At 73.2% G+C, this 17490-nt stretch carries 19 protein-coding genes; 4 read left to right on the forward strand and 15 right to left on the reverse strand.

All coding sequences use genetic code 11. The features are described 5' to 3' along the window. Both ADY59_RS39745 and ADY59_RS39750 read right to left on the reverse strand, forming a co-directional pair. Positions 1–628, reverse strand: a 628-nt coding sequence (locus ADY59_RS39745) for an ATP-binding protein (RefSeq protein WP_049574090.1), incomplete at its 3' end; no start/stop codon positions are given. A 197-nt stretch (positions 629–825) separates the two neighbouring features. Then, positions 826–1920 carry a M24 family metallopeptidase gene (locus ADY59_RS39750; RefSeq protein WP_082310756.1) on the reverse strand — a complete coding sequence of 365 codons (1095 nt, stop codon included), beginning with the start codon at positions 1918–1920 and terminating at the stop codon, positions 826–828. A gap of 158 nt (positions 1921–2078) precedes the next feature. On the opposite strand from ADY59_RS39750, the gene ADY59_RS39755 reads away from it, so the two are divergent. Then, entirely contained in the window at positions 2079–3233 is a 1155-nt protein-coding gene (locus ADY59_RS39755; RefSeq protein ID WP_049574097.1) for a PP2C family protein-serine/threonine phosphatase, read from the forward strand. Between the two features lie 5 nt (positions 3234–3238). Then, positions 3239–4132 (forward strand): 5'-3' exonuclease, encoded by an 894-nt coding sequence (locus ADY59_RS39760; RefSeq protein WP_049574135.1) that lies wholly within the window; start codon positions 3239–3241, stop codon positions 4130–4132. Here the strand turns inward: ADY59_RS39760 and ADY59_RS39765 are convergent. Further along, on the reverse strand, positions 4101–4637 hold the full coding sequence (locus tag ADY59_RS39765; RefSeq protein ID WP_156326020.1) for a hypothetical protein: 537 nt from the start codon (positions 4635–4637) through the stop codon (positions 4101–4103). The genes ADY59_RS39760 and ADY59_RS39765 overlap by 32 nt on opposite strands. 58 nt (positions 4638–4695) lie before the next feature. Between ADY59_RS39765 and ADY59_RS39770 the strand changes: the two genes are divergently transcribed. After that, entirely contained in the window at positions 4696–5139 is a 444-nt protein-coding gene (locus ADY59_RS39770; RefSeq protein WP_049574102.1) for a MarR family winged helix-turn-helix transcriptional regulator, read from the forward strand. Here ADY59_RS39770 and ADY59_RS39775 read toward each other — a convergent pair. From ADY59_RS39775 to ADY59_RS39805, 8 genes are all read right to left on the reverse strand, one after another. Continuing rightward, positions 5118–7055 carry a hypothetical protein gene (locus tag ADY59_RS39775; RefSeq protein ID WP_049574104.1) on the reverse strand — a complete coding sequence of 646 codons (1938 nt, stop codon included), beginning with the start codon at positions 7053–7055 and terminating at the stop codon, positions 5118–5120. The genes ADY59_RS39770 and ADY59_RS39775 overlap by 22 nt on opposite strands. A 68-nt stretch (positions 7056–7123) precedes the next feature. Then, positions 7124–9847, reverse strand: coding sequence for a DEAD/DEAH box helicase (locus tag ADY59_RS39780; RefSeq protein ID WP_049574107.1), 2724 nt, complete (start codon positions 9845–9847; stop codon positions 7124–7126). A 67-nt stretch (positions 9848–9914) separates the two neighbouring features. Further along, positions 9915–10811: a diacylglycerol/lipid kinase family protein gene (locus ADY59_RS39785; protein WP_049574109.1), complete on the reverse strand. Its 897-nt coding sequence runs from the start codon at positions 10809–10811 to the stop codon at positions 9915–9917. Positions 10812–10827: 16 nt separating this feature from the next. After that, the gene (gene tatC, locus ADY59_RS39790; RefSeq protein WP_049574112.1) at positions 10828–11712 is read right to left on the reverse strand and encodes a twin-arginine translocase subunit TatC; all 885 of its coding nucleotides are present in this window, start codon (positions 11710–11712) and stop codon (positions 10828–10830) included. A gap of 33 nt (positions 11713–11745) precedes the next feature. Beyond that, positions 11746–12063, reverse strand: a complete 318-nt coding sequence (gene tatA / locus ADY59_RS39795) for a Sec-independent protein translocase subunit TatA (RefSeq protein WP_049574115.1) — start codon at positions 12061–12063, stop codon at positions 11746–11748. A gap of 67 nt (positions 12064–12130) precedes the next feature. Further along, positions 12131–12286 (reverse strand): hypothetical protein, encoded by a 156-nt coding sequence (locus ADY59_RS50695; RefSeq protein ID WP_156326022.1) that lies wholly within the window; start codon positions 12284–12286, stop codon positions 12131–12133. Next, on the reverse strand, positions 12283–13248 hold the full coding sequence (locus ADY59_RS39800) for a helix-turn-helix transcriptional regulator (RefSeq protein ID WP_049574117.1): 966 nt from the start codon (positions 13246–13248) through the stop codon (positions 12283–12285). The genes ADY59_RS50695 and ADY59_RS39800 overlap by 4 nt, the downstream gene beginning before the upstream one ends. Continuing rightward, positions 13245–14210: a helix-turn-helix transcriptional regulator gene (locus tag ADY59_RS39805; protein WP_049574122.1), complete on the reverse strand. Its 966-nt coding sequence runs from the start codon at positions 14208–14210 to the stop codon at positions 13245–13247. Before ADY59_RS39805 ends, ADY59_RS39800 begins: the two co-directional genes overlap by 4 nt. A gap of 37 nt (positions 14211–14247) precedes the next feature. On the opposite strand from ADY59_RS39805, the gene ADY59_RS39810 reads away from it, so the two are divergent. Beyond that, positions 14248–15336, forward strand: coding sequence for a DUF3866 family protein (locus tag ADY59_RS39810; protein ID WP_231619115.1), 1089 nt, complete (start codon positions 14248–14250; stop codon positions 15334–15336). On the opposite strand, the gene ADY59_RS39815 is transcribed toward ADY59_RS39810, so the two are convergent. The 4 genes from ADY59_RS39815 to ADY59_RS39830 form a co-directional block, all read right to left on the reverse strand. Continuing rightward, entirely contained in the window at positions 15282–15761 is a 480-nt protein-coding gene (locus ADY59_RS39815; RefSeq protein ID WP_049574124.1) for a DUF3291 domain-containing protein, read from the reverse strand. The two genes, ADY59_RS39810 and ADY59_RS39815, sit on opposite strands and share 55 nt — an antisense overlap. Positions 15762–15794: 33 nt before the next feature. Then, positions 15795–16484: a helix-turn-helix transcriptional regulator gene (locus ADY59_RS39820; RefSeq protein ID WP_049574127.1), complete on the reverse strand. Its 690-nt coding sequence runs from the start codon at positions 16482–16484 to the stop codon at positions 15795–15797. Positions 16485–16494: 10 nt separating this feature from the next. Further along, positions 16495–16845, reverse strand: coding sequence for a hypothetical protein (locus tag ADY59_RS39825; protein ID WP_156326024.1), 351 nt, complete (start codon positions 16843–16845; stop codon positions 16495–16497). Between the two features lie 91 nt (positions 16846–16936). Beyond that, positions 16937–17490 (reverse strand): FKBP-type peptidyl-prolyl cis-trans isomerase (locus tag ADY59_RS39830; RefSeq protein ID WP_231619116.1); only part of this gene is annotated, 554 nt, incomplete at its 5' end.

Genomic DNA, 17490 nt, shown 5'->3' on the forward strand with positions numbered 1-17490 from the left:
GGGGCGTCTCCGGGGGGCGCCGGCGCGGCACGTCCCCGGGCGGGCGCCCCTCCAGGAGGACCAGCCCCGCAGGGTTCCGGGCGTCGCCCGCTCGCCGCCCCGGCAGCCGGGCGAGCTCCGACGCGGGCAGCCCGGTGAGCGTGAGGCGGCGGGTGCCGTCGGCTGCCATCAGCCGTCGCAGCCCTTCGGGCAGCCGGGGGTCCCCGGCGTCCCGGCAGGCGATGAATACGAGCACCCGCCCGTCCCGCATGCGCCGCAGCGCGTAGCTCAGCGCACGCAGCGAGGCCCGGTCAGCCCACTGGGCGTCGTCGACCAGCACGACGACGGGCCCGCCGGCCTGCAGCCTCTCGACGAGGTCGCAGACGGCCTGCCCGGCGGTCCACGCGTCGTGCCCGGGCACCTCGTCCACCAGCTGGCGGACGACGCCGTAGCGGAGCTGCCGCTCGCTCTCCTCGCCGCTGGCCGCGAGCACCCGCACCTGCGGGACCTCGTCGAGCACGTGGCGGATGAGGGCCGTCTTGCCGATCCCCTCCGGCCCGTCGATCACCACCATCCGCGCGGGGCCCGCCGCCGCCACGCGCAACTCCGCGCGCAGCATGGCCAGCTCCGCCAACCTGCCGACGAACATCCCGTCTCCCTCCCTAGCCCCTCGCTCTCCCAGAGGGCGCCCGGAAGGATTTGATACACACCCGATGTCCGCGTCCAGGAGGGGCCCAGTCGTTCGAAGCGGGCCGAGGCGCGCCCGGGCCGTGCGGGCGTCGAAGCGCTCGCGGTCGGCCGGCTCGAACGGCCGGCCCCGCGCCTGACAGCAGCGGCAGCGGCGGGTTAGATGATCACCAGGTCGCGGGGGCTGTCGTTGAGCCGCTCGCCGCCGGTCCCGGTGCACACGAGGATGTCCTCGATGCGGGCGCCGTGGCTGCCGGGCAGGTAGATGCCGGGCTCGACGGAGAAGGCGAAGCCGGGCTCCATCGCCTCGCCGTTGCCGGCCACGATGTACGGCTCCTCGTGCGTCTCGATGCCGATGCCGTGACCGGTGCGGTGCACGAAGTAGTCGCCGTATCCGGCCTCGGCGATGACCTCGCGGGCGGCCGCGTCGATCGACTCGCACGACACGCCGGGCCGTACGGCGGCGCAGGCGGCCTCCTGGGCGCGGCGCAGCACCTCGAAGTAGGCGGCGTAGCCGGCCGGCGGCTCGCCCACGCAGTAGTTGCGCGTGGAGTCGGAGCAGTAGCCGTTGTGCAGCTGCCCGCCGATGTCGACGACGACGGGCTTGCCCTCCCGGATGACCCGGTCGGACACGTCGTGGTGCGGGCTGGCGCCGTTGGGCCCGGAGGCGACGATGACGAAGTCGACCGTCTCGTGCCCGCTCGCCAGGATCGCCTCGGCGATGTCGCGGGCCACCTCGCGCTCGGTGCGCCCGGCGCGCAGGAACTCCGGCACCCGCCGGTGCACGGCGTCGATCGCGGCCCCGGCCTCGCGCAGCGCCGCCACCTCGCCGGGCGACTTGCGCATGCGCAGCTCCCGCAGCACGGTGCCGGCCAGCACCTGCTCGGCGTCCGGCAGCACCTCGCGGAAGCGCAGCGACGACATCGCCCACATCCGGTCGGCCAGCCCCACCCGGCCGGCCGGGCCGAGCCGGTCGGCGGCGATCCGGTAGGGGTCGTCGGTCTCGTCCCAGGCCACGAACTCAAGCCCCAGCCGGGAGGCCGGTGACGCCTCGGCCGCCGGCAGTTCCAGGCGCGGCACCATCATGTACGGCTCCGCGGCGGCGGGCACCACCAGGCACGTCAGCCGCTCCAGCGGCTTGGCGTCGTAGCCGCTGACGTAGCGCAGGTCGGGGCCCGGGGTCAGCAGCAGGGCGTCGAGGCCGGCCTTGGCGGTGGCCTCCTGGACGGCGGCCAGGCGGGACACGGGATACAAGTCTGAGGACGTCACAGGCACAATCTACTCCGGATCCCGCCTCCTAAAATCCGCGAAAAGCTCTCACAACACAGCAAGGCATCGCTACCGAACGTTGACCGTCGAACACGTACCGTGAGGTCAATTGTCCCGTTCCCCAGCCGGCTGAGAGTGAGACCATGGTCGACCCCGAGCTGCTCGCCGCCCGGCTGGCGCACGCCCAGCGGCTGGGCAACATGGGCTGGGCGGAGTGGAATCTGCGCACCGGCGCCGCCCTGTGGTCCGACCAGGTCTACGCCATCTTCGGCCGCGACCCAGGCGAGGGGCCGCTGGCGCTGGCCGACCTGGCCCGCCACGTCGAGCCCGCCGACCTGGCCGCGCTCGACGAGCTGCTGTGGACGGTGGTGCGCGGCGTGGAGCCGGTGCAGGCCGAGTTCCGCGTCCGGCGCGACGGCGGCGACGTGCGCAACCTGCGCGTGGTGCTGGAGCCGCTGATGGCGCCCGGGGGCCCGACCGGCGTGCACGGCGTCATCCAGGACATCACCGGCCGCCGCCGCGCCGAGCGAATCATGTCGGAGTCGCGCCGCCAGCTCCTGGAGGCGCGGGTGCAGGCGGCCGAGGAGCGGCACGTGATGCTGGCGCTGCGCGAGGCCATCCTGCCGGAGCCGGTCGGCTGCCTCGACCTGCCGCGCACCCGGATCGCGGTGCGCTACGTCCCGGCGGAGAAGACCGCAAGCCTGGGCGGCGACTGGTTCGAGGCCGCGGCGCTGCCCGACGGCCGGGCCCTGCTGGCCATCGGCGACGTGTCGGGGCACGGCCTGCCGGCGATCGCGCACATGGCCCAGCTCCGCCACGCGCTGATCGGCCTGACCATGACGGGCGCGCCGCCGAACCGGGCGCTGGCCTGGCTGAACGACCTCGTGCTGCACCGGCTGGCCGGCACCACGGCCACCTCGATCATCGGCCACCTCGACACCGCGACCCGGGTGTTCGCCTGGGCGCAGGCGGGCAACCTGGCGCCGATCCTGGTCCGCGACGGCGTGGCCTCGCCGCTGCCCCCGCCGGCGGGGGTGCTGCTCGGCGCCACCTGCGACCGGCCCTATCAGCTGGCCCGCACGCCGCTGCGGGCCGGCGACCTGCTGCTGATGTTCACCGACGGGCTGGTGGAGCGGCGCACCCGCGACATCGACGAAGGGCTCGACCTGGTCATGACCGCGGCGTGCAAGCTGCCGGGCTGCGACCTGGACGAGGGTCTGGACCGGTTGCTGGCCGACATCGGCGGTCCCAACCCGGAAGACGACGCGTGCTTGCTGGCAGTGGGCATACTGGGCTAGTGCTGATGCTTCTGGACACCCCTTCCCTGTACTTCCGGGCCTACTTCGGCATCCCGGACTCGATCACCGCGCCCGACGGCATGCCGGTCAACGCGGTGCGGGGCCTCATCGACATGATCGCCACCCTGGTGCGCCGGCACTCCCCCGCCGAGCTGGCGGCGACCATGGACGCCGACTGGCGGCCCGCCTTCCGGGTCGCGGCGATCCCCACGTACAAGGCGCACCGGGTCGCCCACGGCGACACCGAGGAGGTGCCCGACACGCTGGTGCCGCAGATCCCGGTGATCGAGGAGGTGCTCGACGCGGTCGGCATCGCCCGCCTGGAGTCGCCCGGCTTCGAGGCCGACGACGTCATCGGCACGCTCACCCACCGGGCGTCCGGCGCGGTCGACATCGTGACGGGCGACCGTGACCTGTTCCAGCTCGTCGACGACGCCCGCCCGGTGCGCGTCCTCTACACCGCGCGCGGCATCCGCAACCTGCAGCTCGTCGACGAGGCGTGGGTGAGCGCCAAGTACGGCATCCCGGGCCGCGGCTACGCCGACTTCGCCACCCTCCGCGGCGACCCCAGCGACGGGCTGCCGGGCGTGGCCGGGGTGGGCGAGAAGACGGCGGCCTCGCTGGTGACCCGGTTCGGCTCCCTGGAGGCGATGCTGACGGCGCTCGACGCGGGCGCCACCGACGGCTTCCCGGCGGGCAGCCGCACCAAGCTGGCCGCCGCCCGCGACTATCTGGCCGCCGCCCCGGCCGTGGTCAAGGTCGCCCCCGACGCGCCGCTCCCGGCCGCCGACCTCACCCTGCCGGTCAAGCCCCGCGACCCCGAGGCCCTGGTACGGCTGGCCGACCGCTACGGGCTGGACAGCCCGCTCAACCGGCTGCTGGACGCCTTGAGCCGCTGAGCATGAGCCGCACCGCGACCCCGGTCATCCAGACGAAGGTGAACGCGATGACCGTGGGGTTCTTCACCGCGACGAGCAGCGCGGTGACGAGCTCGCGCGAGCGCGGCCCGGCCCACAGCTCGACGGCGAGGCCGGGCAGCACGTCCAGCACGGTGAAGGCCGCGCCCAGGACGAGGAACTGGACGGCGAACGCCCAGCGGTCCCTGTCGACGCCCTCGCCCATCCGCTGCCACAGGAGGGCCGGGGTCAGCCCCAGCAGCGACGGCTCGGCCCGTACGGCCAGGCGGAGGATCACGTACAGGAGCAGGACGCGGCAGGCGCCGGTGAGCACCTCGGCGCCGATGTTGACGGCGGCGGGCAGCTCGTCGCCCCAGGTGATGGCGGCGAAGCGCTGGAGGGTCGGCGGCAGCGACAGCCCGAAGACGATCCAGAAGTGCCGGAGGTAGAAGCGCCACCCCCAGGAGGCGGCGTCACCGGCGAGCATGAGACCTGTTCGGAGAACCATGCCGGTATAATACTTCATGAAAATGAACTATTCACTCCATTGAAATAAAGGAGCGTGGATGGACGGCGCCAGGATGGGCTGGGAGCTGAGCACCGCGGTCGTGCTCTTCCACGAGGCGGTCGCGCGCAAGCTGGGCCTGAGCGCGGTCGACCACAAGGCGCTCGGCGTGATCACGCGCTCCGGCGGCCTGACCGCCGGAGCGCTGGCCGGCGAGCTCGGCATGAACGCCAGCGCCGTCACGGCCCTCGTCGGCCGGCTCGAACGCGCCGGCTACGCCCGCCGGGTCGCCGACCCGGCGGACCGCCGCCGCGTGCTCGTCGAGGCCGACCCCGGCAACCGGCCGGACCTCGCGGGCATCTTCGCCGACCTGGGCGCGGACATGAACGCCTTCATGTCACGCTACGACGCCCGCGAGCTGGCCACGATCGCCGACTACGTCACCCGCACGATCGAGGTGCTCAGGACCCGGACCGAGGCCCTTCAGCAGAGCCGGAAGGTGTAGAAGTTCTCGAACCGCGACAGGTACATGTGCCCGTCGGAGCCCTTCACCAGGTTCGAGATCGGCCGGACGATCTGCGTGAGCTTCATCGTCGCCGGGTCGATCCGATACACCTTGCCCTGGACCTTGCCGTACAGCATGCCGTCGCCGCCGGCCTCGATGAAGGTGTCGAGCCACACCTGCGACACCGTCGGCCACGGGTAGCTCTGGTGCTTGACCGTGCGCAGCGCCCGGCCGGTGGCGGGGTCGAGCTCGAACAGCGAGTCGGGGCTGAGCCCCCACAGCCTGCCCTGGCCGTCGAAGGTGATCGAGCCGAGCGCCAGGTTGCCGGGGACGGGCACGGTCTGCCACTTCAGCGACCGGGTGGCGACGTCGTAGGCGAAGGCGTGGGCCTCGCCCTGCGGGACGTTGGTGCCGCCGAAGGCCGACGTGGTCCCGTACAGGACGCCGTCGCGGTAGGCGAGGCCGATGACGCTCTGACCGGGGATCAGGTCGCGCTGGATCACCTTCTCGCCCGTGGCCGGGTTGAGCAGGCCGAGCGCGCCGCCGAGGACGCCCGACTTGGGCACGGTGCCGAACGCCAGCCAGTCGCCCGCCGACACCATCGCGAACGGCCGGTCCTGCTCCTGGTCGGACAGGCCGAGCAGGAGCCGCGGCTCCTCGCCGTCGAACTCGTAGATGCGGGCGCCGGGGTAGACGCCGAGGTAGAGCTTGCCCTGGTGGGTGACGATGCCCTCGCTCTGGCCGACGTTCGGCCAGGACCGGGTCTCGCCGGTCGCCGGGTCGTAGGAGGCCAGGCCGCCGGTGAAGAACCCGCCCGCGTAGATCCGGCCGTCGGGGCCGACGCCCATCGACCGGATGCTGACGGGCTGGCCGGTCAGCGTGGACTCGTACAGGACGCCCTCGCCGGTCTTGCGGTCGTAGCGCCACATGCGGCCGGTCGAGGCGGTGCCGACGAGGGTGGTGCCGTTCCAGCCGAGCGCCCTGGCGGCCCCGCCGCCGAGGTCGCCGAATCCCAGTTTCGTGAGCTTCCCGCTCTTGAGGTCGTACTTGGTGAGCTCGTCGTCCTGGACCAGGTAGACCGCCCGCCCGTGCCTGCCGCCGCCCACGGTCAGGCTGTCGACGTCAGCCACGACGCGCTCCCAGTCCCTGGCGGCCAGGTCGTACACGCCCATCGGGTTGGTCCCCGTCGAGGTCGAGAAGCGGACGAGCAGGCGGCTGCCGACGACGTCGAGGTCGTAGGCGTAGCCCGCGCCCTCGACCGGCGGCTCGATCACCTCGCGCACGGTCCCGTCCGGCTCGACCACGGCGATCTTCATGCTCTGCGCGCCCACCCCGGCGTACACGGTGCCGTCGGCGCCGACGGCCAGGTCGCGGACGAACTGCTCGCCGGGCACCGGGCTGCCCAGGTCGTCGATGCGCCCGGTCGCGGTGTCGTAGCGGAACAGCCGCCCGTTCGGCGAGGTGCCGCCGTAGACGGCCGAGCCGTCGGGGCTGGCCGCGACCGTCCACACGAACGTCTCGCCCGGCACGGCGATGCCCAGCTCGCTCACCTTGTCCGTCGCCGGGTCGTAGCGGAACAACCGGCCCATGGCCCCGGCGGTGGCGTTGTAGCTGCCCACGTAGACGGAGTGGTCGGGCGCCACGGTGACGGCCCAGGAGCCGAGCGCGAGCGGCAGCGGCCGTTCGGCGATCAGGGAGGCGTCGGCGGCGTTCCTGATGCCGAGCATGGCCGGGCCGGAGGCGCTGGAGGTCACCGAGTAGACGCGGTCGCCGTCGAGCGCGGTGCCCGCCGTGGTCGCGCCGGTCAGCGGCAGACGGCCCAGGTTCTGAAAGCCGCACCCCGTCGGCGGGGATTCGGCCCGGGCCGGAGCTGTGAGAGATAACAGGACAAGGAACGCCACGACAAGGACGCGCACGACGACCTCCCGACGAAGGATATAACGGCCTTGACCGTAATCGGGTACGCGCCCCTCTGGCAAGGGGGTCAGGCGACCGACGAGTAGGCCACCACCCCCCGGCGCATCGCGTCCATCGCCTTGGTCGCGGTCTGCTTGATGCGGCTGCCGGGCGGGGCCGCGTTGCCGAGCTGCCCCAGCAGGTCCATCAGCTGCTTGATCCAGCGCACGAAGTCACCGGCCGCCAGCTCGCTGCCGCCCACGCCGTCCATCAGCACCGCGTCCAGCGTGTGCCCCTTCGTCCAGCGGAACGCCGCCCACGCGAACCCGAGGTCCGGCTCACGGATCGTGGACAGGCCGTGGTCGGACTCGATGCCCTCCAGCTCCCCCCACAGCCGCAGCATGGCCGTCAGCGCGTCCTGCGCCCGGCCGGCCGGGACCTTGGGGCGTCGGGCGTCGTCCGACTGCCGCGACTCGAACACCAGCGCCGACACGCACGCCGCCAGCTCGGCCGGATCGAGCTCCTCCCACAGCCCGCTGCGCAGGCACTCGGCCGTGAGCAGGTCGAGCTCGGTGTAGAGACGGCCCAGGCGGCGGCCCTCGTCGGTGACCTGCTCGCCCTCCAGGTAGCCGAGCTGCTCCAGCACCGAGCAGATCCGGTCGAAGGTGCGCGAGATGACGTGCGAGCGGCCCTCCACCCGCCGCCGCAGCCCCTCGGTCTCGCGCAGCAGCTTGTGGTAGCGCTCGGCCCAGCGGGCGTGGTCTTCACGCTCGTCGCAGCCGTGGCACGGGTGCTGCCGGATGCGCCGGCGCAGCTCGTTGACCTCCTCGTCCTCCACCGCGTGGTCGCGCGCCCTGGCCGGCTTGCCCAGGTCACGGTCGCCGATCTTGGCCAGCAGCGTGGAGACCAGGTTGGCGCGTTCCTTCGGGGAGCGGCCGTTGAAGTTCTTCGGGATGCGGATCTTCTCCAGCGGCTCGACCGGCACCGGGAAGTCGGCCGGGTCGAGCTTCTTGATCTGCTTGCCGATCGTCAGCACCAGCGGGCTGGGACCGTGCCCGCGCGGGTTGCGGCCCGGGTCGAGCACCACGGCGAGCCCGGCGCGGCGCCCGCCCGGCACCCGGATCACGTCGCCCGGCTGCAACTCCTCCAGCGACCGCACCGCCGCCGCCCGGCGGGACGCGCCGCGCTGGCGCGACAGCTCCGCCTCACGGTCCGACAGCCGCCTGCGCAGCTCCGCGTATTCGGGGAAGTCGCCCAGGTGGCAGGTCATCGCCTCCTGGTAGCCCTCCAGCGCCTCCTCGTGCTTGCGCAGTTGCTTGGCCAGCCCGACCACCGCCCTGTCGGCCTGGAACTGGGCGAACGACTCCTCCAGCAGCGCCCTGGCCCGCTCCCGGCCGAACTGGCCGACCAGGTTGACCGCCATGTTGTAGGACGGCTGGAAGCTGGACCGCAGCGGGTACGTCCGGGTGCCCGCCAGGCCCGCCACCGACAGCGGGTCCATGCCCGGCTGCCACAGCACCACCGCGTGGCCCTCGACGTCGATGCCGCGCCGCCCCGCCCGGCCGGTGAGCTGGGTGTATTCGCCGGGGGTCAGGTCGGCGTGGGTCTCGCCGTTCCACTTGTCGAGCTTCTCGATCACCACGCTGCGGGCCGGCATGTTGATGCCCAGCGCCAGCGTCTCGGTCGCGAACACCGCCTTGACCAGGCCGCGGGTGAACAGGTCCTCGACGACCTCCTTGAACGCCGGCAGCATGCCCGCGTGATGCGCGGCCAGCCCGCGCTCCAGGCAGTCGCGCCACTCCAGGTAGCCCAGCACCGCCAGGTCCTCGTCCGGCAGGTGCGCGGTGCGCTCGTCGACGAGCTGGCGGATCTCGTGCCGCTCCCGCTCGGTCGTCAGCCGGATCCCGGCGCTCAGGCACTGCTGGACGGCCGCGTCACAGCCCGCCCTGGAGAAGATGAACGTGATCGCCGGCAGCAGCGCCTCGGCGTCGAGCCGCTCGATCACCTGCGCCCGGTCCGGCGGCCGTGACCGCGCCGGCCTGCCGTAGCCGCGCCGGCCCCGCCCGGCCGTCAGCCGCTCGGCGTCACGCGTGACCCGCATCAGCGTCGGGTTGATCCGCGGCGTGTCGTCGTCGGTCATGAAGATGTCGTAGACACGGTGGCCGACCATCATGTGCTGCCACAGCGGCACCGGCCGGTGCTCGTCGACGATCACGGTCGTGTCGCCGCGCACCTCGCCGAGCCACTCGCCGAACTCCTCGGCGTTGCTCACCGTCGCCGACAGCGCCACCAGCCGCACCGACTCGGGCAGGTGGATGATGACCTCTTCCCACACCGCGCCGCGGAACCGGTCGGCCAGGTAGTGGACCTCGTCCATCACCGCGAACCCGAGCCCGGCCAGCGTGGCCGAGCCCGCGTAGAGCATGTTGCGCAGCACCTCGGTCGTCATGACGACGATCGGCGCCTCGCCGTTGACGCTGTTGTCGCCGGTCAGCAGCCCCACCTTGGCCGTGCCGTACCGTTTGACCAGGTCGTTGTACTTCTGGTTGGACAGCGCCTTGATCGGGGTGGTGTAGAAGCACTTGAGCCCCTGCTCCAGGGCCAGGTGGACGGCGAACTCGCCGACGACCGTCTTGCCCGAGCCGGTCGGGGCCGCCACCAGGACCCCGTCGCCCGCCTCCAGCGCCCGGCAGGCGTCGATCTGGAACTCGTCCAGCGCGAAGTCGTACAGGCCCCGGAACGAGGTGAGCGCGGGCCCGTCGCCGGCGTATTTCTGACGGAAGGCCGCGTAGCGTTCCGCTGGCGTTGTCATACGGGCCACCCTACCGAAACCGCCATTCCGGTCCGTCCTCGCGGACAGGCCCTTTACAAAGTACGGTTCACGCCAGCACGCGCAACGCGCCCGGCCGCACCTCGCAGGTGACCGGGGCCGGGCCGATCCGCTCGCCGTCGGCGTAGGCCACGACGCCGTCCGCCTCCAGCGTGACGCTCCTGGCCCGGTGCACGCTCACGGCCGGATGCGTGACGTGCGAGCCCCGGTAGACGCGCGGGAAGACGCGCAGGAACTCCCCCTTGCCCACCGCGCCGACCACCACCACGTCCAGCAGCCCGTCGTCGGGCCGCGCGTCCGGGCAGATGCGCATCCCCGCGCCGTAGGAGCAGGTGTTGGCCACCGCCACCATCATGGCCTCGCGCTCGATCGGCGCGCCGCCGTCGATCGTCACGCGGAACGGGATCGGCGTGAACGAGCGCAGCTCCCGCGCGGTCGCCACCAGGTAGCGGGCCATCCCGGGCGGCCAGGTGAGCGCGTTGGCGCGCTCGTTCACGCGGGAGTCGAAGCCGCAGCACAGCACCCCGGCGAACAGCTCCTCGCCGCCGCCTCCCTGGCCGATGCGGACGGCGGCGGCGTCGACCTGCCGGGGGCGCATCCGCAGCACGGTCCTGGCCGCGGCGATCGGGTCCTTGACCGGCAGGCCGAGCGCGGCCGCGATGTCGTTGCCGGTGCCGGCCGGGATGATGCCGAGCGGCACGTCGGTGCCCGCCACTGCCTGCACGGCGAGGTGCACCAGGCCGTCGCCGCCGAAGGCGACCAGCGCGTCGGGCCGCTCCGCCACGGCGGCGCAGGCCCTCTCCAGCGCGCCCGCCGCGTCCTCGCCGGCGATGACCGACAGCTCGGCCCCGCCGGCGCGCAGCCGGCGGGCCACGGGTTCGAGCAGGCGCAGGGTCCGGCCGCCGCGCGCGGCGGGGTTGACGAGCAGGGCGAGTTGGGGGGCCACGCCCGGAACCTATCGCCTAGCGGGCCGAACCGGAATCCTCTTCCTGCCGCCCGTCTTCCACGTCGAGCGGGGTGTCGTCGTCGGGCAGCTCCGAGGCCTGGTCGTCGCCGAGCTGCGCGTACGGGTCGGACTTCCCGCGCTCCAGCAGGTACATGACCAGCTCGGCCGCCGCGAACAGCACGATCATCGGCGCGGCCAGCGCCATCATGGTGACCGGGTCGCCGCCGGGGGTGACCAGCGCGCCGAAGACGAACATCAGGAAGATGACCAGCCGCCGGTGCTTGGCCACGGTCGCCCGCGGCAGCACGCCGAGGACGTTGAGGAACACCAGAAGCAGCGGCAGCTCGAACGACACGCCGAAGATCAACAGCATGATCAGGACGTAGTCGAGGTACTCGTCGATCGCGATGGTGGCCACCGTGCCGTCGAGCGAGAAGCTGAGCAGGAAGCCCAGCGCGGTGTCCATGATCAGGTAGGACAGCACCGCGCCCATCGCGAACAGCGGGATGGCCATCGCCATGAACCCGAGCGTGTAACGCTTCTCGGTGCGGTAGAGCGCCGGGGTGACGAACGCCCAGATCTGATAGAGCCAGACCGGCGACGCCAGGACGAGCGCGACCATCAGCGAGAGCTTCAGCGTGATGAAGAACGACGAGAAGATGCCGTTGTAGGTCAGGCTGCACTCGCCGGTCAGGTCGCGCGACTGCGGGGCCGAGCAGTAGGGCTCCTTGAGCAGCTCCCACATCTGCTCGGAGACGAGCCAGCCGATGACCAGGCCGACCGCCACGGCCGCGAGCGCGATGAACACCCGGTTGCGCAGCTCGCGCAGGTGCTCCATCAGCGGCATCTTGCCTTCGGGATCCCGCTGCGCCTTGGGGCCCGACCGTTTCAGCAGCGCCATCGAGTTAGTCCAGGGGACGAGGGGCGGATGGGATCAGGGACGCTTGTCGGCCTGCGCCGTGGCACGCAGCCGGGCGGCCTGCTCCTCCAGCTGGCGGGCCTGCTCCTCGGCCGACGGGGCGGCCGCGGGGATCTGCTGTGGGGGAGCCGGCTGCGCCTGCGGCTGGGGCTCCGCCTGGGCCTGCACGACGGTCGGCTTCTCGTCGTCGTCGTCGTTGAGCTTGCTGGTCTCCGCCTTGAAGATGCGCAGGGACCGGCCGACGCCACGGGCGAGGTCCGGCAGCTTCTTGGCGCCGAAAAGCAGGACCAAGGCCACCAGGATCAGGATGATCTCCGGAGCTCCCAAGTTCATGTGACGTCCTTCATGGTGAGCGAAGTACTGTTCTTCCCCCCGATCGTACGCTGCCGGGGGCGCTGCCTCATCCCCCGATGTTCTCTTTGTGTCTGAATTGCTGATGAACTTGGGCAATTTCCCTGTTCAGCCGGCGTGCGGCGACGGCGGCGCGGCGGCCGGCGACCGCTATCACCGCCAGCCCGGCGACCCCGAGGCCGACGGCCGGCAAGATCCACGTCATGCCAGGTGAGCGTACAGGCCGAGGGCGCGCTCCGCCTCCTCGCGCACGCGGCCGGCCATCGCCGGCGGCGCGACGACCCGGCCGGTGTCGCCCAGCCGCAGCGCCAGCCTGAGGATCCAGTCCTCGTCGCGGGCCCGCAGCGTCACCCGCAGCCGCCCTTCGCCCAGCTCGGTGACCTGCTCGCACGGGTAGTACTCGGCGACCCAGCGCCCGGCCGCCGTCACCTCCAGCTCGACCAGCTCGTCGGTCGGCGACGGCCGGAAGACGCCCTGGGCGACGTCGATCGGCTCGGCCTCGGCGGGCGGGTCGGCGGGCACGTCGAGCACCTCGACGCCGAGCATCCGGTCCAGCCTGAACAGCCGCATCGCCTCGGCCCGGTAGCACCAGCACTCCAGGTAGCTGCGCCCGTCGACGACGACGACGCGCATCGGGTCGACCTCGCGCGGCGTCACCTCGTCGCGGCCGGGCACGTAGTAGCGCAGCGACAGCCGGCGCCGCGCGGTCAGCGCCTGACGCACCAGCGGCATCGCGTCGGGGGCGGCGCCGGCGTCGACGGCGACCTGGCTGCTGACCGCCGAGGCGCCCTCGCCCGCGGCCCGCTCCAGCTTGGCCACCACCCGGGGCAGCGCGTCGCCCTGCACCTCGGCCAGCTCCGGCGTGGCCGCCAGCATGCGCAGCGCGACCAGCAGCGCACTGGCCTCGTCGATGCCCAGCCGCAGCGGCCGGGCGATGGTGTCGGCGTTGTCGATGACGATCTCGCCACCGTCCCACGACACGTCGATGAGGTCGCCGGGCGTGTGCCCGGGCAGCCCGCACATCCACACGAGCTGCAGGTCGTCGATGAGCTGCTTCTCGCTCAGGCCGAACACCTCGGCCACCTCGCCGACCTGCGCCCCGGGATGGGACATCAGGTACGGCACGAGCGCGAGCAGCCTGGGCAGCCGGTCGGCGGACCCGCTCATGCCAGCGCTCCCTTCAGTCTGCGGATGACGGCTTCGCGCGCGTCGGGCGGCCCGGCCACCACGACGTCCGCGCCCAGGCTGGCCATCCATCCGGCCAGCCGTTCCGGGTCGGTGAAGGGCAGCTCGGCCTCGTCCCAGCCGTCGGCGCCCGGGCGCACGGCCCGCGCCAGCTGGCGCAGCCCCTCGCAGGCGCCCTGCCGTACGCGTACCAGGGCGGTGCGTTCCCGCGCGGGCTCGTCCGGGAAGTCGACCATGGAACGCAGGTCGACGCCGTCGGGCACCTCGACGGAGCCGGGCCGGCCCGCCGCGGCGACCTGCCCGGTGATGCGGCTGAGGCGGAAGGCCCGGGGCGCGTCGCGCCCCCGGTCGAACCCGGCCAGATACCAGCGGCCGCGCCGGCTGACCACGCCCCACGGCTCGACGGTGCGGGTGTGCACGTTCTCGCTGCCGGCGCCGCGGTAGTCGAAGCGGACCGGCCGCCGGTCGCGCACGGCCTCCCACAGCGCCGGGAAGGCCGGGTCGCGGGTGTCGACGCGCACCTCCAGCGCGCCGCCGCCGGCCACTCCCCCGGCGACGGTCTCGTCGGTGGCGACGCCGCCGGCGCGCAGCTTGAGCAGCGCCCCGGACGCCGCCTCGGCCAGGCTCGCGCGCTGCCACACCTGCGCGGCCGCGCCCAGCACCGCCGCCTCGTCCGGCTCCAGGGTGATCTCGGGCAGCTCGTACGACTGCCGCTCGATGCGGTAGCCGGGCTCGTCCTCCCACGGGTCGCGGACCACGTCGATCGGGATGCCGATCTCGCGCAGCTCGTTCTTGTCCCGCTCGAACATGCGCTGGAACGCCTCGTCGCCGTCGCGGTCGTAACCGGGGACGGCCTGGCGGATCTGCTCGGCCGACAGCGGGCGGCGGGTGGCGAGCAGGCAGATCACCAGATTCAGCAACCGCTCTGTCTTACGGCGCGACATCTGCTCACTCCTCCTTCAACGACGCTACCCTGCCCCCGTGATCAGATGGCGCAAGGGCGAGGTTGTGCGGATCCGGCGCGAGTGGCCGGGAGCGATGGAGCTGGACGTCGCCGTGTCCGGGGAGGACTCCAACGCGCCGGGCGCGTTGTCCCGGGCGCTGGCCTATCCGCTGCTGGTGGGGCGCCCGGAGCCCGGCGACGAGGTGCTGCTCAACACGACGGCACTCGCGATGGGTCTCGGTACGGGAGGTTACGCCATGGTGGTGGCCGTGCCGAACCGTTTGCCGGAAGATCCCCAAGGGCCCGGGCACCTGGTGAAGGCCCGCTACACGCCGCTGCAGGCCACGGTGCTGGGCGCCGACGAGCAGGACTCGCCGTTCCACGAGCGGCTGCGCGAGGCCGACTCCGTCGACGGCATGCCGGTGGTGGTCGCCGACCTGCACTCGGCACTCCCGCCGATCCTGTGCGGCCTCTACGACACCCGCCCCGGCGTACGGGTCGCGTACGTGATGCAGGACGGCGGGGCGCTGCCCGTGTGGTTCTCGATGGCGGCGGCGCGGCTGCGGGAGATCGGCTGGCTGGCCGGGACGGTCACGGTGGGGCAGGCGTTCGGCGGCGACGTGGAGGCCGTCACCGTCCACACGGGGCTGCTGGCCGCCCGGCACCTGCTGGAGGCCGACGTGGCGGTGGTCGCGCAGGGGCCGGGCAACCTCGGCACGGGCACCCGGTGGGGGTTCTCGGGGGTGTCCGCGGGTGAGGCGGTCAACGCGGCGGCGGTGCTGCAGGGGCGGCCGGTGGCGGCGCTGCGGGTGAGCGAGGGCGACCGGCGCGAGCGCCATCTGGGCGTCTCGCACCATTCGCTGACGGCGTACGGGCGGGTGGCGCTGGCGCGCGCCCGGGTGCCGGTGCCGATGCTGGAGGGCGAGTTCGGCGAGCGGGTCAGGGACCAGGCGGAGTTGCTGGCGGTCCGGCACGACCTGGTCCCGGTGCCCGTCGACGGCCTGCACGAGGCGCTGCGCGCCTCGCCGGTCCGGCTGTCGACGATGGGCAGGGGGCTGGAGGAGGACCTGGCCTACTTCCTGGCCTCGGCGGCCGCGGGCAGGCTGGCGGCCTCGCTGCTGGCGTAGGAGTCCTTGTAGGTGAACGCCTCCGGGCTCGGCCCTTCGGTCCGGAGGCGCTCCAGCCGTGCCATGGCCTCGGCCAGCGTCGGGATCGTCCCCTCGGGGATCCACCACATCACCATGGTCGGCTCCGCCATGCGCAGGAACCACTCGCGGCGGCGGCGCAGCACAGCCAGGTGGTCGCTGCGGTAAACGTAGTTCCACAGCGACTCCAGCGACTCCCAGACGGAGAAGTTCACCAGCAGGTGGTCACCGTAGACGTGCTGGATGGTGGCGGTCGGGTCCTCCTCGCTCTCCTTCATCCGCCACACGAACCCCGGCGAGTCGTCGGCCAGGGCGTTGATCGGTTCGAGCAGGGCGACGAACTCGGCCAGCTCGGCCGAGTCGATGGGGGCGCGCAGGTGCGCCAGATTGAGCTCCGCGAGATGCATGACGCTCAGCAGACCATCCCCGAGGCTTCTATGTCAATCTCCATTTGTTTTAGAAAGTGCGACGCAGCACTCCCCCGGCCGCGGATCCAGCCGCGCCCGGCCCGGATCGTCGCCCAGCCCCTCCAGCAGGCCCCGGCACAGCGCCAGGTTCATCGAGCACACCAGCAGCGGCTGCTCCAGCGACAGCACGTGGAACGGGCAGTTGCGCATGCGCAGCCCGCCGCCCTCGGTGTACGGCTCATACCCCCGCTCCCGCAACACCGTCTCCACCACGTCGTCCGGGGGCTCGGACGGCGCCGGCCCGGGGTCCGCCCGCAGGGCGGCGGCGCGGCGGCGGCCGAGGCGCTCGCCGGCGCGGCGGGCGGCCGCGTCGGCCTCGTCCTCGGCGCCGAGCTCCTCGACCACCTCGGCCAGCACCGCGCCCAGGACCACGTAGTCGCGCGGCGGCAGGCTCACCGACCGCTCACCGGCGGCCCGCCGGTAGACCTTGGCGGGCCGGCCGCTGCCCGGCCCCTTGCGCTCCGGCGCGCGGAAACCGCTCTCCAGCAGCCCGGCCTCGACGAGCCGGTCGAGATGGTGCCCGGCCAGCGTCCGGGACACCCCGGCGGCCTCGGCGGCCTCCGCCCGGCCCACGTCTCCGCCGCGCCCGGCCACGGCCTCGTACAGGCTGCGGCGGACCGGGTCGTGCAGCAGCGCCAGCGCGTCGAGGTCGTCATCGCTCACAGCCGCGAGTCTAGAGCTCCCGCTGGACCCGCTTGAGCGTGCACGCCCTGCCCGGCTCCCGCTCCGACGCCCCGTACGCCCGCCAGCACGCCCCCTTCCTGATCACGAAGATCGACACCCCCTCCGGCACTCCGTACGCCCCGTGGACGGCCTCGGCGTTGCGCAGCAGCTTCGCCGCCACCGCGCGGCCCTCGCTCCCGCTGGAGGCGGCGGCGTGCACCCACGTCCACCCGGTGTCGCCGCCGGCCACGCAGGGCCGCGCCTTCTCGCAGAACGACGGCGGCGCCGAGGCCGACGCGGCGGGCGCCACCCCTGCCAGGAGCGCACCCGCGGTCAGGATCACGGTCAGGAATCTGATCATGCCGCCCATTGCAACCGCATCCCCACCCGGACGCAAGCCCCGCCCCACCTGCGCCTTCCGGTGTGTCCGCCCCCGCTGTGCGCCCGGGCCCTCAGTACGTGGCCAGGATGTCCATCACGTACACGAGGGTGTCGCCCGGCTCGACGCCGAGGGGCGGGTGACCGCTCGTGCCGTAGGCGTCGGCGGGCGGCACCACCATGAGCACCCTGCTCCCGGCCGGGACGCCGAGGAGGGCGCGATCCCAGCCGGCGATCACGCTGCCGTCGCCCACCGTGAACGCCGCCGGGCGGCCGGCCCGCCATGTCGACCCGGCAATCCGCCCGCTCCCCCACACCACGCCCTCGTACTGGGCCACCACCAGCCGCCCCGTCTCCACCGGAACCCCGCGCCCCCGGCTGAGCACCACGGCGCCGAACCGGCCCGGCGCGGGCCCCTCCGGCACCGCCACCTCCGGCCGTGGCCCGCCGGTCACCCGGACGCCGTCCAGCTCCCCGCCGCCCACCTCCAGCGACGCGCCGGCGGCATGCTTGCCCAGGATGTCCACCACGTACAGAAGAGTCCCGCCGCGCCCGCTCCCTCGCAGCCCCACCCCGCCGGGTCCGGGGCCACCGGAACCGCCTGGGCCGGTGCCAGTGGGGCCGGTGT

It is taken from the genome of Nonomuraea sp. SBT364, assembly GCF_001083785.1.
Classification (GTDB): Bacteria; Actinomycetota; Actinomycetes; order Streptosporangiales; family Streptosporangiaceae; genus Nonomuraea.